The 25,993-nt window shown below is 71.7% G+C and carries 22 protein-coding genes; 13 read left to right on the forward strand and 9 right to left on the reverse strand.

Translation table 11 applies throughout. The annotated features are described in order from the left end of the window. Positions 1-49: 49 nt before the first annotated feature. Positions 50-601 carry a hemerythrin domain-containing protein gene (locus HNR02_RS02830; RefSeq protein ID WP_179771668.1) on the reverse strand — a complete coding sequence of 184 codons (552 nt, stop codon included), beginning with the start codon at positions 599-601 and terminating at the stop codon, positions 50-52. Positions 602-724: 123 nt separating this feature from the next. On the opposite strand from HNR02_RS02830, the gene HNR02_RS02835 reads away from it, so the two are divergent. Then, the gene (locus tag HNR02_RS02835) at positions 725-1,612 is read left to right on the forward strand and encodes an esterase/lipase family protein (protein WP_179771669.1); all 888 of its coding nucleotides are present in this window, start codon (positions 725-727) and stop codon (positions 1,610-1,612) included. On the opposite strand, the gene HNR02_RS02840 is transcribed toward HNR02_RS02835, so the two are convergent. Further along, positions 1,609-1,848, reverse strand: coding sequence for a hypothetical protein (locus HNR02_RS02840; RefSeq protein WP_179771670.1), 240 nt, complete (start codon positions 1,846-1,848; stop codon positions 1,609-1,611). The two genes, HNR02_RS02835 and HNR02_RS02840, sit on opposite strands and share 4 nt — an antisense overlap. Positions 1,849-1,951: 103 nt before the next feature. Between HNR02_RS02840 and trxA the strand changes: the two genes are divergently transcribed. Together trxA and HNR02_RS02850 are read left to right on the forward strand one after the other, a co-directional pair. Next, entirely contained in the window at positions 1,952-2,320 is a 369-nt protein-coding gene (gene trxA / locus HNR02_RS02845; protein WP_179771671.1) for a thioredoxin, read from the forward strand. A 39-nt stretch (positions 2,321-2,359) separates the two neighbouring features. Continuing rightward, positions 2,360-3,214, forward strand: a complete 855-nt coding sequence (locus tag HNR02_RS02850) for a hypothetical protein (RefSeq protein WP_179771672.1) — start codon at positions 2,360-2,362, stop codon at positions 3,212-3,214. A gap of 5 nt (positions 3,215-3,219) precedes the next feature. On the opposite strand, the gene HNR02_RS02855 is transcribed toward HNR02_RS02850, so the two are convergent. Then, entirely contained in the window at positions 3,220-3,759 is a 540-nt protein-coding gene (locus tag HNR02_RS02855) for a TetR/AcrR family transcriptional regulator (RefSeq protein WP_179771673.1), read from the reverse strand. Positions 3,760-3,809: 50 nt separating this feature from the next. Here HNR02_RS02855 and HNR02_RS02860 point away from each other — a divergent pair, with 50 nt between their 5' ends. Both HNR02_RS02860 and HNR02_RS02865 read left to right on the forward strand, forming a co-directional pair. Beyond that, positions 3,810-4,940, forward strand: coding sequence for an FAD-dependent monooxygenase (locus HNR02_RS02860; RefSeq protein ID WP_179771674.1), 1,131 nt, complete (start codon positions 3,810-3,812; stop codon positions 4,938-4,940). A 56-nt stretch (positions 4,941-4,996) separates the two neighbouring features. Further along, the gene (locus HNR02_RS02865; protein ID WP_179771675.1) at positions 4,997-5,794 is read left to right on the forward strand and encodes an SAM-dependent methyltransferase; all 798 of its coding nucleotides are present in this window, start codon (positions 4,997-4,999) and stop codon (positions 5,792-5,794) included. 33 nt (positions 5,795-5,827) lie between these two features. On the opposite strand, the gene HNR02_RS02870 is transcribed toward HNR02_RS02865, so the two are convergent. Then, a complete protein-coding gene (locus HNR02_RS02870) occupies positions 5,828-6,616 on the reverse strand; it encodes an ABC transporter ATP-binding protein (protein WP_179771676.1) in 789 nt (262 codons plus the stop codon). A gap of 62 nt (positions 6,617-6,678) precedes the next feature. On the opposite strand from HNR02_RS02870, the gene HNR02_RS02875 reads away from it, so the two are divergent. Next, positions 6,679-7,533, forward strand: coding sequence for a LysR family transcriptional regulator (locus tag HNR02_RS02875; RefSeq protein ID WP_179771677.1), 855 nt, complete (start codon positions 6,679-6,681; stop codon positions 7,531-7,533). A 26-nt stretch (positions 7,534-7,559) separates the two neighbouring features. On the opposite strand, the gene HNR02_RS02880 is transcribed toward HNR02_RS02875, so the two are convergent. Then, positions 7,560-8,051, reverse strand: a complete 492-nt coding sequence (locus tag HNR02_RS02880; protein WP_179771678.1) for a nitroreductase family protein — start codon at positions 8,049-8,051, stop codon at positions 7,560-7,562. A gap of 258 nt (positions 8,052-8,309) precedes the next feature. Beyond that, on the reverse strand, positions 8,310-9,527 hold the full coding sequence (locus tag HNR02_RS02885; protein ID WP_179775667.1) for a Glu/Leu/Phe/Val dehydrogenase dimerization domain-containing protein: 1,218 nt from the start codon (positions 9,525-9,527) through the stop codon (positions 8,310-8,312). A 225-nt stretch (positions 9,528-9,752) separates the two neighbouring features. On the opposite strand from HNR02_RS02885, the gene HNR02_RS02890 reads away from it, so the two are divergent. Continuing rightward, on the forward strand, positions 9,753-10,673 hold the full coding sequence (locus tag HNR02_RS02890; protein WP_179771679.1) for a LysR family transcriptional regulator: 921 nt from the start codon (positions 9,753-9,755) through the stop codon (positions 10,671-10,673). Positions 10,674-10,724: 51 nt separating this feature from the next. Here the strand turns inward: HNR02_RS02890 and HNR02_RS02895 are convergent, their stop codons facing one another. Then, positions 10,725-11,108, reverse strand: a complete 384-nt coding sequence (locus HNR02_RS02895; protein WP_179771680.1) for an STAS domain-containing protein — start codon at positions 11,106-11,108, stop codon at positions 10,725-10,727. 62 nt (positions 11,109-11,170) lie between these two features. Next, the gene (locus tag HNR02_RS02900; RefSeq protein ID WP_179771681.1) at positions 11,171-15,685 is read right to left on the reverse strand and encodes a HAMP domain-containing protein; all 4,515 of its coding nucleotides are present in this window, start codon (positions 15,683-15,685) and stop codon (positions 11,171-11,173) included. A gap of 137 nt (positions 15,686-15,822) precedes the next feature. Here HNR02_RS02900 and HNR02_RS02905 point away from each other — a divergent pair, with 137 nt between their 5' ends. Beyond that, positions 15,823-18,090 carry a SpoIIE family protein phosphatase gene (locus HNR02_RS02905; RefSeq protein ID WP_179771682.1) on the forward strand — a complete coding sequence of 756 codons (2,268 nt, stop codon included), beginning with the start codon at positions 15,823-15,825 and terminating at the stop codon, positions 18,088-18,090. Positions 18,091-18,794: 704 nt separating this feature from the next. Here the strand turns inward: HNR02_RS02905 and HNR02_RS02910 are convergent. Further along, the gene (locus HNR02_RS02910) at positions 18,795-19,277 is read right to left on the reverse strand and encodes a histone deacetylase (protein ID WP_246338483.1); all 483 of its coding nucleotides are present in this window, start codon (positions 19,275-19,277) and stop codon (positions 18,795-18,797) included. Between the two features lie 232 nt (positions 19,278-19,509). Between HNR02_RS02910 and HNR02_RS02915 the strand changes: the two genes are divergently transcribed. The 5 genes from HNR02_RS02915 to HNR02_RS02935 all read left to right on the forward strand — a co-directional run bounded on the left by HNR02_RS02915 (position 19,510) and on the right by HNR02_RS02935 (position 25,983). Next, positions 19,510-19,920, forward strand: coding sequence for a VOC family protein (locus HNR02_RS02915; RefSeq protein ID WP_179771684.1), 411 nt, complete (start codon positions 19,510-19,512; stop codon positions 19,918-19,920). 45 nt (positions 19,921-19,965) lie between these two features. Beyond that, entirely contained in the window at positions 19,966-22,314 is a 2,349-nt protein-coding gene (locus HNR02_RS02920) for an acetyl-CoA acetyltransferase (protein WP_179771685.1), read from the forward strand. Between the two features lie 219 nt (positions 22,315-22,533). Beyond that, entirely contained in the window at positions 22,534-23,460 is a 927-nt protein-coding gene (locus HNR02_RS02925) for a thiopeptide-type bacteriocin biosynthesis protein (protein ID WP_179771686.1), read from the forward strand. After that, positions 23,453-25,801 carry a lantibiotic dehydratase family protein gene (locus tag HNR02_RS02930; RefSeq protein ID WP_179771687.1) on the forward strand — a complete coding sequence of 783 codons (2,349 nt, stop codon included), beginning with the start codon at positions 23,453-23,455 and terminating at the stop codon, positions 25,799-25,801. The genes HNR02_RS02925 and HNR02_RS02930 overlap by 8 nt, the downstream gene beginning before the upstream one ends. Positions 25,802-25,824: 23 nt before the next feature. Beyond that, positions 25,825-25,983, forward strand: coding sequence for a hypothetical protein (locus HNR02_RS02935; RefSeq protein WP_179771688.1), 159 nt, complete (start codon positions 25,825-25,827; stop codon positions 25,981-25,983). Positions 25,984-25,993: the final 10 nt, after the last annotated feature.

A 25,993-nucleotide genomic window follows, 5' to 3' on the forward strand; every position in this document is an offset into this window, starting at 1 on the left:
AAAGCTCCCCCAACGCCACATGGGGGGAGCTCGGCAGAGGCGGGCGGGCTCAGCGGTTCAGCACGTTCCGGATGGCGTCGCGGGCTCGGTCCATCAGGGCGGCCGGCGGGCCGAACAGCATGTTCTTCGCGGCGCTTTCCGTTCCCGGGTGCGGGCGGGTCGGGGCGACGGCCTCGGCCGCCCGCACCGTGTCGGCCATCGCTTCCAGGCGCTGCCGGTCGTGGGCCTCACGCAGGAGCGGGAATTCGGACCGCTCTTCGTGCTCGGCGTGGGCCAGCACGTCGTCGCGCAGCTGCATCAGCAGGGTGTCGAAGCCCTCGGCCTCGGGACCCAGTTCGTCCAGTGTCGACAGCAGTTCCTTGGCGCGGTGCTCCTCGCCGACCCGCGCGTCCACGATCGGCTCACCACCTTCGAGGCGCCGTACCTCGGGGTGGACCAGCTCCTCCTCCGCGGTCTCGTGCACCGACAGCACGCGCACGAGGTCGCGGAAGGCGTCCCGGCGCTCCTCCCCCGAAGCCTGTTCGACCTCGCCGAACAGGCGCCGGATCTCCTGGTGCTGCTCCTCCAGCAGCTCGATGACGTCCTTCTTGTCCGTCGACACGATCGCTCCCTTCGTCCGCCGGGAGGGTTACCCGCCCCGGCGGGGGTTCACTCGTTCCGCGGCGAACCGGGACGTGACAAGATCCGTTCACACCACACGACGACGTGTGCCGAAAGGACGGTCATGACACGATCGCTGCTCGCCCTGCTGGTCCTCGTGGGCTCGGTTCTGGTGCCCGCCACGGCCTCCGCCGCGGACGGCCCGGTGCTGCTCGTCCCCGGGACGACGCTGACGGCCGAGGTATTCGACTGGAACTACGTGCCGGCGCTCACCGCCGAGGGCCGCCCGTTCTGCACGGTGACGCCGCCGGACAACGGCATGGCCGACATCCAGGTCGCCGCCGAGTACGTCGTGCACGCGATCCGCGCGGTCAGCGCGAAGGCCGGGCACAAGGTCGACATCATCGGGCACAGCCAGGGCGGCATGGTCCCCCGCTGGGCGCTGAAATACTGGCCGGACACCCGCGCGGACGTCGACGACCTGGTCGGACTGGCGCCGTCGAACCACGGGACGGTCGTGGCGCAGGCGGTGTGCCTGCCCGGGTGCGCGCCCGCGTTCTGGCAGCAGCGCACCGGCGCGGCCTTCCTGACCGCGCTGAACTCCGGCGCCGAGACCTGGGCGGGCATCGACTACACGAACGTCTACACGATCCTGGACGAGGTGGTCGCCCCCAACCTGGACGACAACGGCAGCTCGTCGCTGCACACGGGGCAGGGCCGGATCAGCAACATCGGACTGCAGGAGGTGTGCCCGGCGCACGTCGCCGACCACCTGACGACCGGCACGAGCGACGGGGTCGCCTACGCGCTGGCGCTGGACGCGATCACCCACGACGGCCCCGCCGACCCGGCGCGCCTGCCCGCGGACGTGTGCGCGCGGCTGCTGATGCCGGGCATCGACCCGCTCCACCTGGCCCTGGACGAAGCCGCGATGGCCACGACGATCGCCACACAGGTCGCGCTGTACCCGCACGTGGCAGCCGAACCGGAACTGGCCGCCTACGCCCGTTAGGCACCGAGGGTGCCGATTTCCGTGGAGAGGATCGTGGCCTGCTCGTCGAGCACGCGGTCGTCGGGTGCGGCGCCGACGCGCCCGCGGAGTTCGTCGCGCTCGACGACCGTCATCGCGCCCTCGTGGCGAGGCAGCTCGCTCGCGGGCAGCACCGCCAGCCTGCCCTTTTCCATGACCAGCCGCGCTCCCGCCCCGGCCTGCAGCAACGCCCTCAGATCCGCCGCGGTCACCTTCATCCGGCCTCCCTTCGCCTGCCCCGGCATACCCGTTCCGCGCGGGGGCCAAGCGTGCCGGAGAAGCCGCCGGAATAGGCCACCGTCGCGGGCCGTTGCACCGCACATGGCAACGGTGACGCTGACCAAGGACAACTTCGAGGACGTCGTCAACTCCGACGGCATGGTGCTGGTCGACTTCTGGGCGGCCTGGTGCGGGCCGTGCCGCCAGTTCGCGCCGGTGTTCGAGGGGGCGGCGGGGCGGCATGACGACATCGTGTTCGGCAAGGTCGACACCGAGGACCAGACGGAGCTGGCGCAGGCGTTCGGCATCCGGTCGATCCCCACGCTGATGGCCGTCCGGGACGGTGTGGTGCTCTACGCTCAGCCCGGGGCGCTGCCGGAGCAGAACCTGGAGGAGCTCATCGGGAAGCTGCGCGAGGTCGACATGGAGCACGTCCGCGCGGAGATCGCGAAGCAGCAGCAGCCGGAATGACGGATTGCCGGTGATCGGCGGCGGGCCGATGATGGTGTCATGCCCTCCCGGTTCGACGCGATCGCCGACGAGCTGTACGCGCTGCCGCGGGACGAGTTCACGTCGGCGCGCACCGAGCGGGCGAAGCAGGTCAAGGCCCGCCGGCCGGATCTGGCGAAGCGGATAGCGCGGCTGCGCAAGCCGACGGTCTCGGCGTGGCTGGTGAACCAGGTCGGCCGCAGGCACGCGAGCGAGGTCGAGCAGCTCGCCGATCTGGGTGGGCAGCTGCGGTCCGCGCACCAGAAACTCGCGGGTGACGAGCTGCGCTCGTTGTCCCGTGAGCGCAACGAACTGATCCGCCGCCTGAGCGGTTTCGCGGGCACGATCGCCGCCGAGGCGGGCGTCACCTACAGCGACAGCGCGGAGCGGCAGGTCGAGGCCACCTTCGAGGCGGCGGTATCCGATCCGGACGCCGCCGCCGAAGTACGGGCGGGACGGCTTTCCGGCGCGCTGACACCGTCCTCTTCGGAGGATTGGCTGGCGTCCGCGCTGGCCGCGTCGCCGCGGAAAAGGGCCCCTGCGCCCAAGAAGGAGCCTGCGCCCAAGAAGGCGCGCGAGGATCCCGACGCCAAGCGGCGTCAGGCCGCGCTGGAGGAGGCCCGCGAGAAGGCCGATGCGGCCGCGAGTGCCCGCGACGAGGCACACAACACGGTCGAGGAGCTGACCACCCGGGCCGACGAAGCCGGCCAGACGGTCGCGGACCTCCGTGCCCGGCTCGACGAGGCCGTCCGGGACGAACGGGCCGCGCGCAAGGAACTCTTCGCCGCCCGCAAAGCCGTGACATCAGCCGAAAAGACCGCGAACGAGGCGCGACGGCGGCTTTCCGAGATGGAGTCGTTCGGGCGCAAGCGCTGACGGGCCTACGGCAGCAAAGCACGCAGGAACTCGTGCGTGCCGCGCTCCAGCTCCGCCAGTTTCGGCTTGCGAGCGGCGCCCGCACCGGCCACCGAGTCGAACAACAAGCCATCACACCAGGCGATCAGCATCCGGGTGTGACGCTCGGGTTCCGGGGAGCCGAGATCGGTCAGCAACCGGGTACAACTGTCCCGGAACCGGCGGCCCGCGCTGTCGTAGATCGCCCGCAACTCCGGCCGCCGCGTCGCTTCGAGCGCGAACTCGTACCGCGCGATCAGGCGGCTGCGGCCCTTCGTCAGCGAGACGTGCAGGAACTTCGCGAGCGCCGGGGCGGTCCGATCGGTGCCGACGGTGATCTCCGCGTCGTCCAGTTCGAGGATGCGCCCGATCGTCAGCTCCAGCAGCGCCGCGCGCGTACGGGCGTAGTAGGACGTCGACCCGGCGGGCAGGCCCGCGGCCCGGTCGACGGCGCGGTGGGTGAGCCCGCGCATGCCCTCGGCGGCGACCACCTCGATGGCCGCGTCCGCGATCGCCGTCACTCGCACCCCGCGACTCTACAGGAGTAGAGTCCTCGACAGGTGTAGAGGAGGTCGCGATGCGGACAGCGGTGGTCGTCGGAGGCGGCATCGGCGGGTTGAGCGCGGCGATCGGGCTGCGGCGCGCGGGGTGGCGGGTCACGGTTTTCGAACGTGCGCCGCGGGTCACCGGGATCGGAGCGGGCATCACGTTGTGGCCGAACGCCCTGCGCGCGCTGGAGGTGCTGGGCCTGGACCTCACCCCGCTGACGGTGCCGCAGAGCACCGGCAGGCTGCGTGACCACCGCGGGCGGTGGCTGACCCGGGTGGACGGGGCGGAGTTCGAGCGGGTGCTCGGCAGGCCGATCCTCGGCATCGCCCGCGCCCAGCTGATCGACCTGCTGCGCGAAGAGGTTCCCGCGGCGGACCTGCACGCCGGCGTCACGGTCACCGGCGTCACCGCGGACGGCCGGGTCCGGTGGGACGGCGGCGAACTGCACGCGGACCTCGTGGTCGCCGCGGACGGCATCCACAGCGGGGTACGAGCGGACCTCTGGCCGGACCACCCCGGCGCCGTCTACACCGGACAGACGGCTTTCCGCGCCCTGCTGGACAATTCGGGACGAAGTGGCCTGTCGGGCATCCTCGGCCCCGGCACCGAGGTCGGCATGGTGCCGCTGACCGGCGACCGCCTGTACTGGTACCTCGCGTGCCACGCGCCGGAGGGCAGGCGCCACGCCGATCCCCTGGGGTATCTGCGCGGACGTTTCCACGACTTGCCGGACCCGCTGCCCGCCCTGCTCGACGCGACGCCGCCGGACCGCCTCCTGCACCACGACCTGTTCGCGCTGCGCACTCCACTGCCGACGTATCTGCGCGGGCGCGTGGCCCTCCTCGGCGATGCCGCCCACGCCATGACGCCCTACCTGGGACAGGGCGGCTGCCAGGCCATCGAGGACGCGGTGGTGCTCGCCGCGGCCATCGCCGGGCACGAGCGCGTCGAGGACGCGCTGGCGCACTACGACCGGGAACGCCGTCCCCGCAGTCAGGCGATCGCGCGCCGATCGGACCAGGCCGGGCGGTTCGGCACCCGCCTGACCAATCCGCTCGCGGTCGCCGCGCGCAACGCCGTGTTCCGGTTGGCGCCCGCATCGCTGTCGGTGCGGGCGGCCACCGCTGCCGCCCACTGGACTCCTCCCCCGATCGGTTGAATCGTGTGCAAGACTGGCCCGAATCGCAGCTCGATCCGGACAGGTGGTGCTCGCCGATGACGCCGCACGAGACTCCGAACCAGCGCACCACGGCCACGGCCGCGGGCGTGTACGACTGGTACCTCAACGGTCACCACCACTTGCCCTGCGACGCCGAAGTGGCGATCGCGGCGCAGAAGCTGTTTCCCCTCGCCGGGCGCGTCGCCCGGTACAACCGGGACTTCCTGCAGCGGGCCGTCCGCTGGATGACCGAACAGGGCATCCGCCAGTTCCTCGACATCGGATCGGGCTATCCGGTGGCGGGCAACGTGCACGAGATCGCCCAGCGGTACGCGCGCGGGGCGCGGGTGCTCTACGTCGACCTCGACCCGGACACGGTGACGGTGAGCAACCAGCTCCTCGCGGGCTCGCCGGACGCGGCGTGCGTGCGCGGTGACGTGCGGGAGCCGGAGGACATCCTCGCGCGTGCCGAACTGCTGGACCTCACGAAACCCGTCGGGCTGCTGCTGGTGTCGGTGCTGCCGTTCCTGCCGGGCGACGTCAGCCCGCTGGTCCGCCGCTACCTCGCGCGGCTCGTGCCGGGCAGTTACCTGGCGCTCACCCACGTGACGACCGCCGACGACGAACGGATCCGCCGCCGCCAGGAAGACGTGGAACAGACCTACAACGCGAGGGTGCGGCAGAACGTCCACTTCCGCGCCAGGGACGAGGTCGCCGAACTGTTCGCCGACACCGAGCTCGTGCCGCCGGGCCTGGTGCTGGCGACGGACTGGCATCCGCCGCGCGGCTACCGCCCGGACCCGGACGACGAGGCGAACCAGCTCCTCGTGGGCGCCGTCGGCCGCCTCACCTGACCCCTCGAGGCCACACCGGGAGACCGCGGCGGGTCAGAAGGCGGGCTCGGCGCGTGCCGCCCAGCGGCCCTCCGTCCGGGTGATGCGGACGGGGTGGTCGAAGCACTTGCTGATGTGGTCCGTGGTCACCACGTCGTCCGCGTCGCCTGCCGCGAGGCACTGTCCCTCGCGCAGCAGCATCGCGTGTGTGGTGCTCGCGGGCAGCTCTTCGAGGTGGTGGGTCACCAGCACGGTCGCCAGCGCCGGATGCTCCCGCCGCAGGGCGTCCACACTGGACAGCAACTGCTCCCGCGCCGCGACGTCGAGACCGGTCGCCGGCTCGTCGAGCAGCAGCAGGCGCGGCGCGGGCATCAGGGCGCGGGCGATCAGCGCCCGGCCACGCTCGCCCTGGGAGAGCGTCGGCCAGCGGGACTCGCGCTTGCCCGCCAGCCCGAGCATCCGGATGAGGCGCTCCGCGCGCTCCCGTTCCTCCACCGTCGGCTGCCAGCGCGGCACCAGTTCGGTCGTGTTCGTCAGGCCGGTCAGCACCACCTCGAACACCGACAGCGGCGTGCGCAGCGGGTGGCGCGGGTTGATGTGGCCGAGGAACGACCGCAGTTTGCGCATGTCGACCCGCCCCAGCCGGTGCCCGAGCACGTCGACCGTGCCGCGCGTCGGGTGCGTCATCGCGCCCAGCAGGCCGAGCAGCGTGCTCTTGCCCGCCCCGTTCGCACCCAGCAGGGCCCAGTGCTCGCCCTCGCGCACGGTCAGCGAAATCGACTGGAGCAGGTACCTGCCGTCGCGGACGAGGTCGACATCGGACACCTGCAGCACGGTCGTCATGGCCCGCACCGTATCAAGACGTCAGACGTCTGATGAAAACGGACCTCCGATAACCTGCCGGAATGGATCGGGTCGAGACGCGGGAACTCGCGTACTTCGTCGCGGTGGCGGAGGCCCTGCACTTCGGGCGCGCGGCGGAGGGGCTGGGGCTGGCCCAGCCCGCGCTGTCGAAGGCCGTCCGGTCGCTGGAGCGGCGGCTGGACGTGACCTTGTTCGAGCGTACGAGCAGGCGGGTCGAGCTGACACCGGCCGGTGAGGTGTTGCTGGGCGAGGCGCGGAGGGCGCTGTCGGCCGTCGCCGCCGCGGCCCGGCGGACCCAGCGCGCCGGACGCGGTGTGCCCTACCTCGCCCTGGCCGCGAAGCCGGGCGGCGACGCGGGGATGCTGTCGCGGATCCTCGGGCGCTACGAGTCCGATCCGGAGGCGGTGCCCGTCGAACTGGTGTCCTGCCACGACGATCGCGTCTCGCTGCTGCACGACGGGCGCGCCGATGTGGCCCTGCTGCACACGCCCTTCGACGATCCGGCGGGCCTGGAGACCGCGGAGCTGCGCAGCGAGCCGCGGTCGGCGCTGCTGCCGCCGGACCACCCCCTGGCGCGGCGGTCGATCCTGCAACTGAGCGACCTGCGCGGCGAGCCGGTCGGCCGCTGGGCCGGATACCCCGACGACGGCGGCGTGGAGGTGACCGACCTGGCGAAGCTGCTCCGCGTGACCGCGCGCGGCCGGGCCGTCGCGCTGCTGCCGCGTTCGGTGCTGGACACGCTCGACCACGACCTGGCCACGGTGCCGGTGGTGGACGCGGCACCCGCGCGACTGCTGCTCGCCTGGCCACAGGGCACGCGCTCCCCCGCGATCGCCGCGCTGGTCCGCGCCGCACGCGAGGCGGCCGGCCGCGCCGACACGCCAGCACACGCCTGACCGACGGAGCCGAAGTGGTGGGGCGGCTACCGCTCGCTGAACAGCTCCGGCAGCGACTTCCGGCCGGTCGGAATGGCCGCGCGGCCCCGCGGCGCCTGACCGGGCCACCCCAGAGCGAGCGCGTGGTGCGCCAACCACGGGGGCCCGTACCCGCAGAGCGCGGCGGCCTCCGCCGCGTTTCCCTCCGGGTAGAGCGACACCGGGCAACTGCCCAGGCCCGCCGAGTGCGCCGCGAACACCAGTGTCTGGCAGACGCGGCCCAGGTCGAACTCCGTGTCACGGCCCGCGGACGAGTCGGAGAGCAGCACGAGCGCCACCGGGGCGGCCGCCAGCGGCAGCGCGTACTGGCCGAGGCGGGCGAGGGCACGCCTCGCATCCGCGCCGGTGACCGACACGAACCGCCACGGCTGGCGGTTGCGGGCCGAGCCGGTCCAGCGCGCGGCCTCGACCAGCGACTCCACGACCTCGCGCGGCACCGGCCGCCCGTCGAACACCCGCGTCGCCGGCACCCTGATCATGGCTCACTTTCCCACGACGGGCGGAAAAGGGACCTAAGGCCCTGGACTCGGACGGATGGTTCGGGCACGTTGTGAACCAGACCCCGGGGTGCCCGGGCACTACGAGGTCGAGGCCCTACGGTCCCGTCGAAGCGGCTCCGAAGGCCGAACCGCCGAATGGATGTCCGGTCCTGGTTCACCTCCCCGTCGGCGAACCAGGCCGGCACGCGTGGAAGGGCCCTCCGCGACACCGCGAAGGGCCCTTCACCATGGCACCGGTCAGGGAATCGTGACCGTGGCGTCCCCTGCGTCCAGGCGCGCGGTCCGGTTCGCCGAAGCCAGTTCCTCGGCCGTCGTCCGCGGCGGCACGCCGTCGCTCAACCACGCGGCCAGTAGCAGCGCCACCTTCGACCGCATCTCCGTCTGCAGCCGGTGGAACGAGTCGACCGGGTCGGCGCCCACCTGGCCCAGCAGCAGCCACCACGCCCAGGCCGCGGCACCGGCGTTGGCCACGAAGTCCGGCACCACCGGGATGCCACGCGCGGCCAGCATCGTCTCGGCTTCCGGGGTGGTCGCGGCGTTCGCGGCCTCCACGACCACCTTCGCCGCCACCTCTGAGACGTTGCCCGGTGTCAGCGCGTACGAAATCGCCGCGGGCACGAGGACGTCCGCCTCGACGCCGACCACCGCGTCGCGCGGCAACTGCCGGACGCCCTCCGGCAGACGCGAGCGGTCGACCTCGCCGAACGCGTCACGCAGGTCCAGCAGCGCCGGGATGTCGAGCCCGGCCGGGTCGTACAGCGTGCCCGCCGCGTCGGCGACCGCGACCACGCGCATCCGCGCCTCGTGCAGGTACCAGGCCGCGCCGCCGCCCATCGTGCCGATGCCCTGGATCGCCACGGTCGTCGCGGCCGGCTCCCAGCCCCACGCGCTCGCCGCCCCGAGGCACGCCTGCGCGACGCCGTAACCGCCCACCACGTCACCCAGCAGCAGCCCGCCCGGCACCGGCGCGTTGAGCCCGGCGTGCACCCGCCGCAGGGTCCGTTCCGGGTCCGGCGAACGGCGGATGGCCGCGTGGTAGGACTGCTCCAGGCCGAGCCGCTCGAAGACGTCGTCGATGAGGTGCTGCGGCACGCCGAGATCCTCGGCCGTCACCCAGTGCGCGTCCAGCCACGGGCGCATCGCCTGGCAGAACCGCTCCAGCACCCCGACGGCCCCGGGGGCCTTCGGGTCGAAGTCGATCCCGCCCTTCGCCCCGCCGACGGGCAGGTCGAACGTCGCGGTCTTGGCGGCCATGCCGCGGGCCAGATCCTCGACCTCGGACATCGTGCAGCCGGCGCGCATCCGGGTGCCGCCGGTGGCCAGCCCGGAGACCAGCGTGTGCACGACGAGATAGCCGTGGGTGCCGGTGACCGGATCGGTCCAGGTCAGCCTGAGCATCGGCTCCTGCGTCCGCGCCGGGGCGCGCTCGCCGGTGGCCCCGCGCGGGTTCTGCATCGTGGTCAACTGTTCCCCTCCAAGCCCATCGCCGTTTCCGCGCACAGCGGCGCCTGCCTCCGCCACCGTGGTGGCTCGGCCGGTTCGCCTCGTGTGGAGTCCGGGAGATCCTTTCCCGCTGACACCAGACTGCGGCCTGACCGGCGCGGGCGTCCAGTTACGGTTCATGCACGTAACCGTTCACGTTCCCTGCACAGCCGAAGATCCTTCTTTACTCTGGGCCGCATGGAGCTTTCGCTGCACAGATTGCGGATGCTTCGGGAGCTGCACCGCCGCGGCACCGTCACCGCCGCCGCCGCGGCCCTGCACTACACGGCCTCGGCGGTCTCCCAGCAACTCGCGCAACTGGAACGGGACGTCGGGGCCAAGCTGTTCGAACGGCTCGGCAGGCGGGTGCAGCTGACCGAGCTGGGGGTGGTGCTCACCGAGCACGCCGAGGAGATCCTGAAATCCGTCGAACGGGCGACGACGGCGCTGGAAGAGGCCCAGGAAGGGGTCACCGCGCGGTTGACGGCCGGCGTGTGGGCCTCCGTCGCGTCCGGGCTGCTGCCGTTCGCGTTGACCGAGCTGGCGAAGGACCACCCCGGCATCGAGGTCCGCACCAAGGAACTGGCACCGGAGGACACCGCGGGCGCGGTCCGCGACGGCGCACTCGACTTCTCGTTCGTCATCGACTACTCCGACTACCCGATGCCGTGGGATCCGGCGCTGACGCGGGTCGTCATCGCGGTGGAACGGCTGCACGCCGCGGTTCCGCGCGGGGCGCTGCCCGCCGCCACGGTCGGGCTCACCGACCTGGCCGACCAGCCGTGGATCCTGGCCGGACCGCGGTCGCACTTCGGGCGCGCGGTGCGGCTGGCGTGCCAGCGGTCCGGGTTCGAGCCGAAGATCAACCACGAGGTCGGCGAGCAGGCCACGGCGCTGGCGATGGTCGCCGCCGGGCTGGGTGTCACGCTGGTGAGCGATCTCGGGCTGCAACTGCGGCCGGACGGCATCGACATCGTGGCGCTGACCGAGCCGCCGATGCGGACCGTTTCCATCGCGCACCGCACGTCGTCGACCCGGCCGTCACTGCAACTGGTGATCGACGCCGTGCGGGCGGCCGCGGCGGAACAGGGCCTCGGCGCGGCCGCGCCGCTGCCGTGAAAGGGCTTTCCGCACCGGCGCGGCCGGCGAAAAACGCCGTCCGCCCCGGTTTCACCCGCCCAGCGCCTCGTCGCACGTCGCGTAGAGCGCGAACTCCTCGTCGAGACCGACGACCTCCATCGCCCGCACCACGACCGGATTCGCCGCGGCCAGCCGGATCTGCACGTCGTCGCCCGCCGCCTGCCGCACCGCCACCAGCGAGGCCATCCCGGCCGAACCCAGGAAGGTCACCTCGGTCAGGTCGAGCACGAGCAGCGATGGCCGCTCCCGCAACGCCGCCGAAGCCGCGTTGTCCAACCGCGGCGTGGTCAGGAGATCGAGTTCGCCGCTGACCTGCACCACGACGGCCTCGCCGTGGTGCTCGACCGCGACCGCCACGCCGTTGACGGCGTCGTCGGCCGGGTCGCTTCGGTTCGCTGGGTCCGGTGCCTGCACCAGCCCATCTTCCCCTTCCGGGCGCCGCGGCGAAACTCCTTCCCCGGATCCCGGGATGTGCGTCAGGCGCGCACCTCCGGCAGCCATCGCCGCAGGCAGCGCAACAGCTCCCCGGCGTCGACCGGCTTGGTCAGGTAGTCCGTCGCCCCCGAGGCCAGCGCCTTCTCCCGGTCGCCCTGCATCGCCTTCGCGGTGACGGCGACGATCGGCATGTCGGCGAACCCCGGGATCTCCCGGATCGCGGCGGTGGCCGCGTACCCGTCCATCTCCGGCATCATCACGTCCATCAGGACCAGCTCGATGCCGTCCTCGGCGAGCAGCGCGTCGATGCCCTTGCGGCCGTTCACCGCGTGCCGCACGTCCAGTCCGTAGCTCTCCAGCGCGCCCCGCAGCGCGAACACGTTGCGCGGATCGTCCTCCACGATCAGGACCTTGTGCCCGCGCAACGGTTCGTCGGCGGGCCCTTCGCCTGCCTGGCCGGGGTCCGTCAGCGGCACCCGCGGCTGGGTGAGCGGGATGACGTCGTCGGGCTGCTCGGCCGACAGGTGCAGCGCGATCCGCTCGCGCAGCTCGTCGAGCGAGGGCAGCAGCTCCAGCGGCCGCATCGCCGCCCTGGTCCGCACCAGGCTCTCCTGGTCCGGGGTGAGCTTGCGGGACGGGTGCGCGAGCACCGGCACGCTCCGCAGGTCCGGGTGCTCGGCCAGCGCGTCGAGCACGGCGAACGCGCCACCCTCGGGCAGGCTGATGTCCAGCACGACGCAGTGGTGCGGGCGGCTGAGCAGCACGTTCGCCGCCTGCTCCGCGGTGCTCACGGTCGCGACCGTCACCGTGCCGTGCGTGTCGTCCAGGTCCGCGGCCGCGCTGCTGGCCAGCAGCGACAGCAGGCCCGTGCCACTGGATTCGACGACGAGCAGCTGCCGTTTGCCCGGCGTCTCGCGGGCGGCCGCCGGTTGCGGGAGCACGGTGTTCTCGATCTCGGCAGGCACGAGCTGGTGGCCGTCCGCGGGTTGGCCGAGCGGCAGGAACAGCGTGAACGTGCTGCCCTCGCCCAGTTCGCTCTCCGCGCGGATTTCGCCGCCCAGCCGGAACACGACCTCGTTGCTGATCGACAGCCCCAGCCCGGTGCCGCCGTAGCGGCGGCTGGTGGTGCCGTCGGCCTGCTGGAACGCGGCGAAGATCGCGCTCAGGTTCTCCTTCGCGATCCCGATGCCGGTGTCGGTGACCGCGAACGCGGCCACCGGCCCGCGCGTGTGCGGCGGCACCTCCTCGTCGCGGGCCATCCGCACCCGCAGCTCGACGCGCCCGTGGTCGGTGAACTTCACCGCGTTGGACAGCAGGTTCCGCAGCACCTGGCGCAGCCGCTGCTGGTCGGTCACCAGCTCGCCCGGCACGTCCGGTTCCGCCGCGACGGCGAACGTCAGCCCCTTTTCGGCGGTCAGCGGCTGGAACGTGGCCTCCACGTAGTCCAGCAGCTGGCTCAGGGCGAACGACTCGGGGTGGATGTCCATCCGGCCCGCCTCCACCTTGGACAGGTCGAGGATGTCGTTGATCATCTGCAGCAGGTCCGATCCGGCCGAATGGATGACCTCGGCGTACTCCACCTGCTTCGCGGTGAGGTTGCGGCTCGGGTTCTGCGCGAGCAGCTTCGCCAGGATCAGCAGGCTGTTGAGCGGCGTGCGCAGCTCGTGCGACATGTTGGCGAGGAACTCGGACTTGTACTTCGACGCCAGCGCGAGCTGTTCGGCGCGTTCCTCGATCTCGCGCCTGGCCTGCTCGATCTCGGTGTTCTTGACCTCGATGTCGCGGTTCTGGCTGGCCAGCAGCGTCGCCTTCTCGGCGAGTTCGGCGTTGGAGCGCTGCAGTTCCTCCTGCTGCACCCGCAGCTCGGCCGCGAGCCGCTGGGACTCCTCCAGCAGCGAGTCGGTGCGCGAGCTGGCCACGATCGTGTTGACGTTGACGCCGATCGTTTCACCCAGCTGGTTGAGCAGGTCCCGTTGCGACTGGCTGAACTGCTCGAACGAGGCCAGCTCGATCACGCCGAGCGTGCGGTCCTCGTACAGCAGCGGCAGCACGACGAGGTTCACCGGTGGCGCCTCGCCGAGGCTGGACGCGATCCGCACGTACCCGGGCGGCGTCTTGTCCACGACGATCGGACGGCGGGTGCGCGCCGCCTGCCCGATCAGCGTCTGCCCGACCTCGACCTCCGTGCGCAGCTCGTCCGTGGAGTGCGCGCCGTAGCTGGCGATCAGCCGCAGCCTGTCACGCCCGTCCTGCGCACCGGCCAGGAAGAACGTGGCCTGCTGCGCGTCGACCAGCGGCGCCAGCTCGTTCAGCACCAGTTCCGCGACCGTCGCCAGATCGCGGTGGCCCTGCATCAGGCCCGCGATGCGGGCGAGGTTGGTCTTGAGCCAGTCCTGTTCCTGGTTGGCGTGCGTGGTTTCGCGCAGCGAGCGCACCATCGAGTTGATGTTGTCCTTCAACTCGGCGACCTCGCCCTGCGCCTCGACCGAGATCGAGCGGGTCAGGTCGCCGGTGGCCACGGCGCTGGCCACCTCGGCGATCGCCCGCACCTGACGGGTCAGGTTGCCCGCCAGCTCGTTGACGTTCTCGGTGAGCCGCTTCCACGTGCCGGACACGCCCTCGACCTCGGCCTGGCCACCCAGCCGCCCCTCGCTGCCCACCTCGCGCGCCACGCGCGTCACCTCGGCCGCGAATGAACCGAGCGTGTCGACCATCGTGTTGATGGTGGTCTTCAACTCCAGGATCTCGCCGCGCGCGTCGACATCGATCTTCTTCGTCAGGTCGCCGTCCGCGACCGCGGTGGTCACCTGGGCGATGTTGCGCACCTGGTTGGTCAGGTTGTTCGCCATCGAGTTGACGTTGTCGGTGAGGTCCTTCCACGTCCCGGCGACGTTCGGCACGCGCGCCTGGCCACCCAGCATGCCCTCGGTGCCCACCTCGCGGGCCACTCTGGTCACCTCGTCGGCGAACGCGCCGAGCGTGTCGACCATCGTGTTGATGGTGTCAGCCAGCGCCGCGACCTCACCCTTGGCCTCGACGGTGATCTTCTTCGACAGGTCACCCTGCGCCACCGAACTCGACACCTGCGCGATCGAACGCACCTGGTTGGTCAGGTTCGACGCCATGCCGTTGACGTTGTCGGTGAGGTCCTTCCAGGTGCCGGACACGCCGCGGACGTTGGCCTGCCCGCCCAGGTTGCCGTGGGTGCCCACCTCGCGGGCCACGCGCGTCACCTCGTCCGCGAACGCCGAGAGCTGGTCGACCATCGTGTTGATGGTTTCCTTGAGCTCCAGGATCTCGCCGCGCGCGTCGACGCGGATCTTCTGCGTCAGATCGCCCTTCGCGACCGACGTGGTGACGTCGGCGATCGAGCGCACCTGGTCGGTCAGGTTGGTGGCCATCACGTTCACCGACTCGGTGAGCGCCTTCCAGGTGCCGGACACGCCCTTGACGTCGGCCTGACCGCCGAGCCTGCCCTCGGTGCCCACCTCGCGGGCCACTCTGGTCACCTCGCCCGCGAACGCGGACAGCTGGTCGACCATCGTGTTGATCGTGTTCTTCAGTTCCAGGATCTCGCCGCGCGCGTCGACGGTGATCTTCTGCGACAGGTCACCGTCGGCGACCGCGGTGGCCACGGAGGCGATGGAGCGCACCTGATCGGTGAGGTTGCCCGCCATGAAGTTCACCGAATCGGTGAGCGCGCGCCACGTTCCGCCGACACCGGGCACCTGCGCCTGGCCGCCGAGCCGCCCGTCGGTGCCCACCTCGCGGGCCACTCGCGTGACCTCGTCGGCGAACGCGGAAAGCTGATCCACCATCGTGTTGATGGTGTTCTTCAATTCGAGAATTTCACCGCGCGCGTCGACCATGATCTTCTGCGAAAGATCACCACGCGCCACGGCCGTGGTCACCTGCGCGATATTGCGCACCTGATCGGTGAGATTTCCCGCCATGAAATTCACCGAAGTCGTGAGATTTTTCCAGGTTCCGGAAACGCCGGGCACTTCCGCCTGACCACCGAGAATTCCTTCGGTGCCGACCTCGCGGGCCACTCTGGTGACCTCGTCGGCGAACGAGGAGAGCTGATCCACCATCGTGTTGATGGTCTCCTTCAGCTCCCGGATCTCGCCCTTCGCGTCGACGGTGATCTTCTGCGACAGGTCGCCTTTCGCCACCGCGGTCGCGACCTGCGCGATGTCCCGCATCTGGTCTGTCAGGTTCCCTGCCATGGCGTTGACCGAATCGGTGAGATCCGCCCACGTCCCGGACACCCCCGGAACCCGTGCCTGGCCCCCGAGTTCGCCCTCGGTGCCCACCTCGGTGGCCACCCGCGTCACCTCCGAGGTGAACACGGAGAGCTGGTCGACCATGCCGTTGAACACCGCGGCGATCTCGTCCATCAGCTCGTCCCCGACCTGCGGCAGGCGGGTGCCGAAATCACCGTCCCGCACGGCGGTCAGCCCGGCCAGCAGCTGCTGGAGCCGGGGGTCGGCGAGCTCACGCTCACTGCTTCTGCCCGGTTCCCGTTTGGCTTGGGCTGTGCGGCTCTCAGCCATCAGTGCACTCCGATTTCGTGAGGCGCGCCGATCGCCCTTGCGAACAATCGCTCCAGGAGAGGAATCTACTGGTAGCGCGGGGCCGATCCCAGCGCCAGTTGCGAGACTCGTTCCACCGACGTCACCGAAGGGCACACGTGCCGGCCCAGCACCCTCCGCGGACCAGTGATCTCGAGCCCCGGGCCGCCCGGCTGGCCGACGTCGTGACGCGCCAGCAGCAGGAGATCGAACGGCTGCGGGCGGAACGCGACGGCGGCCTGCTCGTCCCACTCGCCGAAGGCATCCTCGTCGAACGCCTCGGTTACTCCCCCGCCGAGGCCACCGCGCACCTCACCGACCTCGCCGCGAAGACCGGTGTCGCGGTGCCGGAACTCGCCGCCGACCTGGTCGCGGGCGCGGTCCGGCCGCCGCGGGCCCCCACGCCCGGCCCCGGCGGGATGCCGGACTTCGCCCGGCTCCCCGATGGCGACGCGGAGAATTCGGCTCTGCTGGAGGAGGTCCGGCGCACCGCGGGCGCGCTCGCGGTCGCGTTGTGGCAGGTGCAGCCGGACGGCGCGCTGGGGCTGGCCGGCCAGACCGGGCTGAACCTGCTGGAGGCCAGCCGGTGGCGACACCTGCCCGTGCTGCTGGACTGCCTGCCGCAGCGGGCGGCCCGCGAGCGGCGCCCGCACTGGCTGCCGGAGGCGGACATCACCCCCGGGGTGCCGTTGCTGGCGGCCGACGAAGGCCGGGCGCGCGCGGTGATCCCGGTGACCACCTCCCGCGGCATCGCCGGGGTGGTCGAGTTCGTGTGGCCCGCCCCGCTGCCGGGGTTCCCGCCCGAGCGACGGCGACGGCTCACCGCGCTCGCCGCGTTGTGCGGCCGGGAGATCATGTTCAGCACCCAGCCCACCGGTGCGCTGCCGGCGCTGGTGGGGCTGCTGGACTCCGGCCTGTTCGCCCGGCCGCGGGCGGACGAGTCCGGCCAGGTGACCGACTTCGAAATCGCCCAGGTGGGCGAGGACTTCGAGGATCCCGGCGGCCGCTCGGCGCAGGACCTGGTCGGGCGCGGCCTGACCCGCGTGTACCCGCTGCTGTGCGCCTACGGGCTCGCCGACCGCTCGGTGGAGGTGCTCACCAGCGGGTCCACCGCGCAGCTCGGGCCGATCCCGCTGGTCGCGCAGCAGGGCGGCACGGCGACACCGGCGATGGTGGACGTGCGCATCACCCGGTTCCTCGACGGTGTGCGCATCGGGCTGACCGTCGGGCACGACGACCACCGGCTGGCGGAGTTGCTGCACAGCCTGCAGCACATCGCGCGGCTGGGCAGCTGGGAGCACAGCGTGCTCACCGGCGAGATGACGTGGACGGAGCAGACTTTCGAGCTGTTCGGGCTGCCGGCCTCGGCCGGCCCGGTGTCGTGGAACGAGCTGTGCACCTACGTGCACCCCGAGGACCTGACGATCGTGCGCGCCTTCCAGAACTCGCTGCTGCGCCAGGAGGCCGCGACGGTGTTCCGGCTGATCCGGCCCGACGGCACGCACCGGCAGATCCGCGCGCACGGTGAGCCGGTCCGGTCGGAGACGGGCGAGCTGATCGCGGTGCGCGGGATCTACCAGGACCTGTCCGCGCAGTACCAGAGCCAGGTCGCGCTCACCGCGACCCGTGACCGGCTGGACGCCAGCGAGCACGAGGTGCGTGAGCAGAACCGGATCGCGCGGGAGCTGCAGCAGGCGATCCTCCCGTCGGCGGCGCGGCCGTCGGGGATGGACGGTCTGGACGTGGCGGTCCGGTACCGGCCCGCGGCGCAGGAGCACAAGGTCGGTGGCGACTGGTACGACGCGACCGCGCTGCCGGACGGGCGGATCCTGCTCGTGATCGGTGACGTCGCGGGGCACGGAATCGGGGCGGCGACCGGGATGATCGGGCTGCGGAACGCGTTGCGCGGCCTGGCCGTTACCGGCGCCGGGCCGGGCAGGCTGCTGGAGTGGTTGAACACGACGACCTTCACGGTGAACCAGGGCATCACCGGTACCGCGTTGTGCGGCCTCTACTCGCCGGGCACCCGGACGTTGACGTGGGCGCGCGCCGGGCACCTGCCGCCGATCCTGGTGCGCGACGGCGTCGCCGAGCAGCTGCCCCTGCCGCGCGGGATCCTGCTGGGCGCGCGGGAGGGCGCGCGGTTCGAGGAATCCGTGCTGCTGCTGCGGACGGGCGACACTCTGGTCCTGTTCACGGACGGCCTGATCGAGCGACGGGGTGTGCTGCTGGACGACAGCCTGGACCGGCTGGCCCTGGGCGCGCGCGAGGCGGGAACGGATGTGGAGCGGATCAGCGACAAGCTCCTGGCCGAGGCGACGTCGGACACGGAGGACGATTCATGTCTGATCGTGATCCGGGTCGCCGGGCCGGTCACCTCCGCGTGACGGGTTCCCTCAGAGCCGGATGAGCGAGCTGCAGTAAAGAGGAGCTGGGTGGTCATCCCGGAGCCTGACACTGGACGATCACCTTGAGCCAGGGCCGCAACCTTTGTGCTCGCGTGAGTTGACATGCCAACCTTGCGGCCCTGGCTCAAGGTGATATGCACAAACCGGAAGGCGAAGGGATGACCGCACAGCGACCCCCTGCCCGAGGTGAGCCGGGCTGCGGGAGCCCTGGTCATCCCGGAGCCTGACTGTCCGGCGAGGACGCTTTTGATCTTGAGAGCCGCGCCTTCGGCTGGCGGGGAAGCGCCTCCGGCGCTGGCCGCTGGGCTCGCCGCCGCGCAGTAGTCGGTCAGCTTGGGTGTGACCTCCCCCGCCCCTCCTCGCGGAGGGTTCCAGTCGCCGAGCAGACGCGTCAAGGCGGGAAAGAGTACCTTGACCCGCCTGATCGGCGACCGAAGCAGGCTGGGGATGAGGGGCGGGGAAGGTCCGGGCACGTCTTGGTTCGGCTTCCGTTGCCGGGTGGCGTGTCCCGGAAGGGCAAACACGCCAGCGGGAACGACCAACACGCTGACCGGAAGGGCCAACACGGCGACGGGAACGGCCAACACGCGCGTGTTGGCCGCTCCGGGCCGCGTGTTGGCCGCTCCGGGCCGCGTGTTGGCCGCTCCGGGCGGCGGGGGGGGCTGGTTCGGGTGAGGGGGCGTTCAAGTCAGTAGTGCTGCCAGCGTGTCCGGCGGCCAGTGCCCTTCCACGCCACGTAAGCCGCCCAGGTATCGGGCCACCTCCTGTGCATTCCAGCCGTGTGATTCGCGCAGTCCCTCGGCCAGCATGCGCAGGTACACCTTCGACGGTGGGTTCCACTCGACCTCGCTCGCCGACCACGGCGCGGTGAACGTCAGCACCGGTGAACCTTCCCGGTCGCCGATGTGCAGCAGCGTTTCGTACCGGCCCGGACCAAGCTCGTCGCGGCCCGTTGTCAGGACCCTCGTCAAATCCAGATCAGTGCTGGGAGCACGGTACATTTCCTGCGCCGCCACGTCCGAGAACTGGCTCACCGTCAGCAGATACGCCCGCCCTGCCGCCGTTCCGGGCAACGTCGGATCATAAAGGGCCCGCCCGCCGGTCCAGATCGCGGATTCGGTCGCGAAGTACACGGCGCCGGGCATCGAATGCGGGGCGATCTTCAACGGCGGGCTCGCATCACGGCAGCCGGGACAGGAACGTTGCCCGCCGGGTGGGGTGCCGCCCTCCAGGTAGTACCGGAGGCGCTCCGCGCGCAGGTTCGAGCCGTATCCGACGTACCAAACCGACCCGACCACGGTCCCATTCTGTCGAAGTTTTTCCTACCCCGCAGGGTGTTGTGAGCCCCCGAGGGGTCTGCGAGGATTGACCGCTCGCGAACGGGAAAGGGGACCCACCATGGCCTCGCGACTCAATCCCTATCTCAGTTTTCCCGGCACCGCCCGGCAGGCGATCGAGTTCTACCAGCAGGTCTTCGGGGGCGACCTGAACCTCAGCACGTACGGCGAACTCGGCGGCATGGAGGGGGCGGAGGGCGACAAGATCATGCACGGTCAGCTCGAGACCACAAGCGGCTTCACCCTCATGTGCTCCGACACCCCGCCCGGCACGGACCACCAGCCAGGCAACACCATCTCGGTCAGCCTCAGCGGCGACGACGCCACCGAGCTGACAGGCTACTGGGACAAGCTGTCCGACGGCGGCCAGATCACGGTGCCCCTGGAGAAACAGATGTGGGGCGACGAGTTCGGTGCGTGCGTGGACCGGTTCGGGGTGTCCTGGATGGTGAACATCGGCCAGGGTGGCTGACCGAAAGTCTTGATGATCGAGGCGGAGGCCGGGTTACCGTGCGGTATGACCTCTCTCGATTACCGGACGCCGGTCCTCGTCGGCGTCGGCCAGGCGTCCGAGCGCATCGACGATGCCGGCTACCGCGGGCTGTCCCCGGTCGAACTCGCGACCGCGGCGGCCCGTGACGCGCTGGCGGACACCGGTGCCGACCCCGTCAGCCTCGCCGAGGCCATCGACACCGTCGCCGGTATCCGCCAGTTCGAGATCTCCACCCCGATCTCGCACTCCCCACTCGGCCGGTCGGACAACTTCCCCCGCTCGGTCGCGAAACGCCTCGGCGCGACGCCTGCCCGAGCGATCCTGGAGATCACCGGTGGTCAGTCGCCCCAGCACCTGGTCACCGAGCTGGCGGGCACGATCGCCGACGGCGGCGCCGAGGTCGCGCTCGCTTTCGGATCCGAAGCCATCTCCACGGCCCGCCACCTCGCGAAAGCCGAGGACAAACCGGACTGGACCGAGCACGTCGAGGGCGACCTCGAAGACCGCGGCTTCGGCCTGCGGGGACTGGCCAACCGGCAGATGCTGGCCCACGGCCTGGTCGAACCCATCAGCCAGTACGCCCTGTTCGACAACGCCCGCCGCGCCCGGCTCGGCCTGACCCGCGACGAGTACGCCCGCGAGATGGGCCGCGTGTTCGCCCCGTTCACCAAGGTCGCCGCCGCGAACCCGCACGCCGCCGCGCCGGTCGAGCGCGACGCCCGCGAGCTGGTCACCCCGTCCGACCGCAACCGCCCGATCGTCGACCCCTACCCCCGTTTCCTCATCGCCCGCGAGCAGGTCAACCAGGGTGCCGCGGTGCTGCTGATGTCCGTCGCCAGGGCACGCGAGCTGGGCATCCCCGAGGAGAGGCAGGTCTTCCTGCACGGACATTCCGACCTGCGGGAACAGCCGCTGCTGGACCGCGAGGACCTCAGCTCCTCCCCCGCCGCGGTGCTGGCCGTCCGGCACGCGCTGGAGGTCGCCGGGATCGGCGTGGACGACCTGGCCACGTTCGACCTCTACAGCTGCTTCCCGATCGCGGTCCTCACCGTGTGCGAGGGCCTCGGCCTGCCGGTCGACGATCCACGGGGCCTCACCGTGACGGGCGGGCTGCCGTTCTTCGGCGGCCCCGGCAACAACTACTCGATGCACGCCATCGCCGAGACCGTCGTGCGGATGCGGGACCGGCCGGGCACGTTCGGCCTGGTGGGCGCCAACGGCGGCACGCTGTCCAAGTACTCCGCCGGCGTCTACTCGACCACCCCGGCGCCGTGGCGCACCAGCCGCGACGCCGAACTGCAGGCCGGCCTGGACGCCCGTCCGACGGTGCCGACCGTGGTCCACCCGGACGGCTGGGCCACCATCGAGACCTACACCGTGCAGCACGCGAGCGGCACCGGCGTGGTCGTCGGCAGGCTCGACGACGGGAGCCGGTTCCTCGCCTCCACGCAGGACGAGGAGATGCTCGCCCGGCTGGGCGAGGGCGAACCGATCGGCGGCAAGGTCTACGTGCGCTCGTTCGGCCACGGCAACCGCGTGACCACGACCGCGGAGCGGATGGACGAGCTGTTCCCGCGGCGCCCGCCGGGATTCCGGGACACCTACGAGCACATCGAGGTCCGCCGCGACGGGCACCTGCTGGAGGTCACCATCAACCGGCCGGAGTCGCGCAACAGCCTGCACCCGCCCGCGAACGCCGAACTGGACGAGGTGTTCGACGCCTACTTCGCGGACCCGGACCTGTGGGTCGCGATCCTCACCGGCGCCGGGGACAAGGCGTTCTCCGCGGGCAACGACCTCGTGTACTCGGCGAGCGGGAAACCCGTGTGGGTGCCCAAGAACGGCTTCGCCGGGCTCACCAGCCGTGAGTCGCTGCCGAAGCCGGTGATCGCCGCCGTGAACGGGTTCGCTCTCGGCGGTGGCTGCGAAATCGCGCTGGCCTGCCACCTCGTGGTCGCCGACGAGACCGCGCAGTTCGGCCTGCCCGAGGTGCGGGTGGGCCTGGTCGCCGCCGCGGGCGGGCTGGTCCGGCTGCCGCGCGCCGTGCCGCCCAAGGTCGCAGGCGACGTGATCCTCACCGGCCGCAGGCTCGGCGCCGCGGAGGCCGAGTCCTACGGGCTGGTCAGCCGCGTCGCCCCGGCCGGGCAGGCGATGACGGTCGCGCGCGAGATGGCGGCGGCGATCCTCGACGGTTCACCCACATCCGTGCGCACCTCGCTGCGGATGATGGCGGAGGCGGACGGAATCGCCGACACCGTCGAAGCCGCCCGGAACCCCTCACCCGCGCTCGACGATCTTCTCGTCAGCCAGGACGCGTTCGAAGGGCCCGCCGCTTTCGCGCAGAAGCGGAAACCGGTGTGGCGAAACCGCTGACACCGGCGAACTCCCGCTGCCCGGTGTGAGTTGCCGCATCCCGCCGTCGTGACCCTGCGTCCCGGCGGCGGGCGCGGCCGGCCAGGTCACCACGTTCAGGGGTCGTTCGTCCCGGGGAAAAGGTCCTCCCGCACTTTCCGGCATGCCGCGCCCGGCACAGACTGAATACGGATTTCCCTTGGCGAGAAACCGTTTCAGGAATTCTTTTCGGGAGGCGAGATGGCGGTGCCTGCTACCGTGCGCCTGCGGGACCGGACCGTGCCGATGCGGGATTTCCTGGCCGACTGCGTCAGCGCGTTGTCCGACGGCCGGACCAGCAGCGAGTACACCACGTTCCTCACCGCCGGCGCGGCCGCGCTGGCCGCCGCCGAGGACAGCCGGTGGATCCAGTGGGGGCTGGCCACCCCGGACCTCCCGGAACTGCACGGCGCCGTCGCCGCGCTCGCGCGGGACTGGTTGTGGCAGCAGGAGATCGACGACTTCTTCGTCATGCACAAACCGCCCGGCCTGCGGGTGCGGTTCGCGCCGGCGCCGGGTCACGGCGGACGGGTGAAGTCGTTGCTGCGCAGGCGGATCCGGCACTGGCAGGACACCGGCCTCGTTACGCGGGCGGTGCCTTCGGTGTACGAGCCGGAAGCGCACCTGTTCGGCGGTCCGGCGTCGATGGCGTGGGCGCACCGCCTGTTCACCGTCGATTCGCTGACCTGGCTCGACCACCACACCCGCCCGGCCGGGTGCCCGTCGTGGGCGCTGTCCCTGCTGATGCTGCGTGGCATCTTCGACGGTCTGCGGATCGCGGGCTGGGAGGACCGCGACGTGTGGGCCCGGGTTCGCGACACCGGGCGACGGCAGCAGAAACCCGTCGACACCGCCGAAGCCGCCGCCGGGCTGCGGCGCTGGTGGAACCGCCCGGACGAGCTGGCGGCCACCGTTGCGGCACCGGCACGACGACTGGCCGAGCGGCACGCCGAGCAGGCGCGGCCCCTGCTCGACCGTTGGTGGGGCGACTACTTCACCAGCACCGAGGCCCAGGTGGGGCCGCGTCACGCCGCCGCGTACTACGTGGTGTTCCACTGGAACCGCGCGAAGTTGACCTTCGGCAGGCAGGTCCTGCTCGCGGAATCGCTGGCGGCCTGCGATGGCTGAGCCCGCACTGGTCCGGGTCGCCGGCCTGCCCGCGGCGCTGCCTGCCGCGCTGGGCACCCCGGACCTGACCGAACGGATGCGGCATCTGATCCGCGCCGAGGCCGCCTACCGCGTCAGTGCCGCGCTCGTCGCCGAGCGCATCGGGGAGGAGCTGGTCCCGAACCTGCCGCGGGACCAGCGGCGCCGGGCTCTCGACGTGCGCAGGCGACTGCACCGCGGCGAGTTCGTGCAGCCGGGCGAGCTGGACTTCCGTCCCCTGGGCCGGATCGTGGAGTGGGGCGACGCGCTGACCGCCGAGACGGCCGCGCTGCACGAGGCGGTGCGGGACACCGAGGCGATGCAGAACGAACTGGCCTGGGACCTGATCAGCCGCGATCCGGGCGCCGCGCGGATGCTGGCGGCCACCGCGCCGGACCTCGTCGAGGACATCCAGGCCCGGCTCGCCGCGGGTGAGCCGTGGACGAGCAAGCGGATGCGCAAACGCGCCGATTACCTGATGCGCCTGCTGTTCCGGTCCGCGATGAAGACCACGCCGCGGGGCTGGCTCGCGCACGTCGCGCTGGCGCGGACCGGGCCGGGGCCGCTGACGGTCGGCGATCACGCCGTGCACCGGCTGACGAACATCCAGGAGGACCGGCGCACCCTGACCGCGGCACCGGTGCTGCCGGACGCCTGGCTGAGCCTGACCCCACTGCGCTGGATCGAGAACGATCGCCTGTTCTGGCACGTCGCCGACCACGACGGGCCGGACGCGGTGCGCCGCGGTGACATCCGGCGGACACCGGTCGTGGACGCGCTGTGCCGGGTGCTGGGTTCGCGCGCGATGCGCACCCGTGACGTGGAAACGCTGCTCGCGCCGGAGGCCCGCCACAAGCCCGTGCTGCGCGAGTTCCTGCGACACCTCGCGCAACTGGGGCTCGTGCAGGTGTCGTCCGCACCCGCCGGGCGGCTGCACCGGTGGCGGATCACCGCGGGCACCGAACCCGGCCGCGGATTCACCGACGTCTACCGCAGGGCGCACGGCGGCGTCGCCGTCCCGGACCGGCTGCCCGAGCTGATCACCCAGGCCGGACGGCTCGCCGCGGTGCTCGCCGGCCGGTCGCCGCACCCGGCGGTTGACCTCGTCGGCCCCGAACCGCGGCCGGTGGCCGAAATCGTCGCGCAGGCGCTGGCCTCGGACGAGCCGCCACGGCCCGCGATGCCCGCCTCCGCGTGGCCGGAACCGCGGCCACGGACCGTCTACCAGCGCCTGTGCGAGTGGATGGCGCGGCACGCCGACGATCGCGAGATCGATCTCGGCCCGGCGGTGCTGGACTACCTCGGCGCGCCACCGGCGAAGCCGTCACCGTGGCCGGCCGACTGCCTGCTCCGGCCCCTGCCCGAGGGCCGGGCGGTGCTGGAGGCGGTCATCCCGGCCGGGGTGTCCGACGCCCGCTTCGCCACCGCGCTGCAGAGCCTGCACGGCGAGGTGCCGCAGGTGACCGCGCACCGCGCGTTCCTGACCGAAACCGCGGCGCGGTGCGGCGCGGAGCTGGTCGAGATCCTCGTGCCACCGCAGGGCAGCCAGGGCGCCAACACGGTGCGCCGCCCCCGCTACACGCGTTCCTGGACCGGTGACGCCGATCCGGCGACCTATGTGGACGATCCGGCCGGCATGCGCCGGTACCTGCCGCTGGACGAGATCACGCTGCGCCGCGACGCGCGCGGGGTGATCGCCGAGGACCGCGCGGGCCGGGTGCTGTGGCCGGTCTACCACGCGACGCGGCGCCCGCCACCACCGTGGGACCTGGTGGTCTCGCTGCTGACCGCCGCGTCGCCGTCCCGGCGGCTGGCGATGCCGCGGTCGTTCGGCGATCCCCGGTCCGCCTTCCCCGGCCGGGATCGCACGCCGCGCTTGCTGCTGGACGACGATCTGGTGATCGCCCCCGCGACCGTGTTCGCGGGCCGCGACCTGCTGCCCGAACCGGGCGGTGACCGGTTCGGGCGGGTGCGGGCGCTGGCGAACCTGCGGCTGGCGACCGGCGCGCCGCGGTGGGTGTTCGCGCGGCACGGGCACCTGTCACGGCCGGTCGACCTGGACAGTGTCGCCACGCTGCGGGTCTTCGACCGGATGCTCGCCGACCCCGCGGTGCCCGGGCTCGTGCTGGAGGAGATGCTGCCCGCACCCGAAGACCTGTCCGTGTCCGATATGGACGGTGGTCGGCGCGCGGCGCAGGTGCTCGTCCGGTTGCCGTTCGAAACATCCCCGTCCCGGGTGGCCGAGCAGGTCACCGCGGCCTGGCAGCAGATCACCACCCGGCGCGCGCGGCGCGCCCCCGAAACCACCGCGATCGGTGGATGAACGAACAACGAGAGGAGAACACCATGGAGAGCACACTGGAACTGACCGAACTGGACGGTCTGGTCGAGCGCCTGGACGCGCGCATCAGCAGTTCGCGCGACACGGAAACGGAGAAGCCGTTCTCACTGCTGTTGTGCAGCGGCGACTGCGACGGCCACGGTCACAGCTGGCACTGGTGCTGACCGGGCCGGG

This window comes from Amycolatopsis endophytica (genome assembly GCF_013410405.1).
Lineage (GTDB): Bacteria > Actinomycetota > Actinomycetes > Mycobacteriales > Pseudonocardiaceae > Amycolatopsis_E > Amycolatopsis_E endophytica.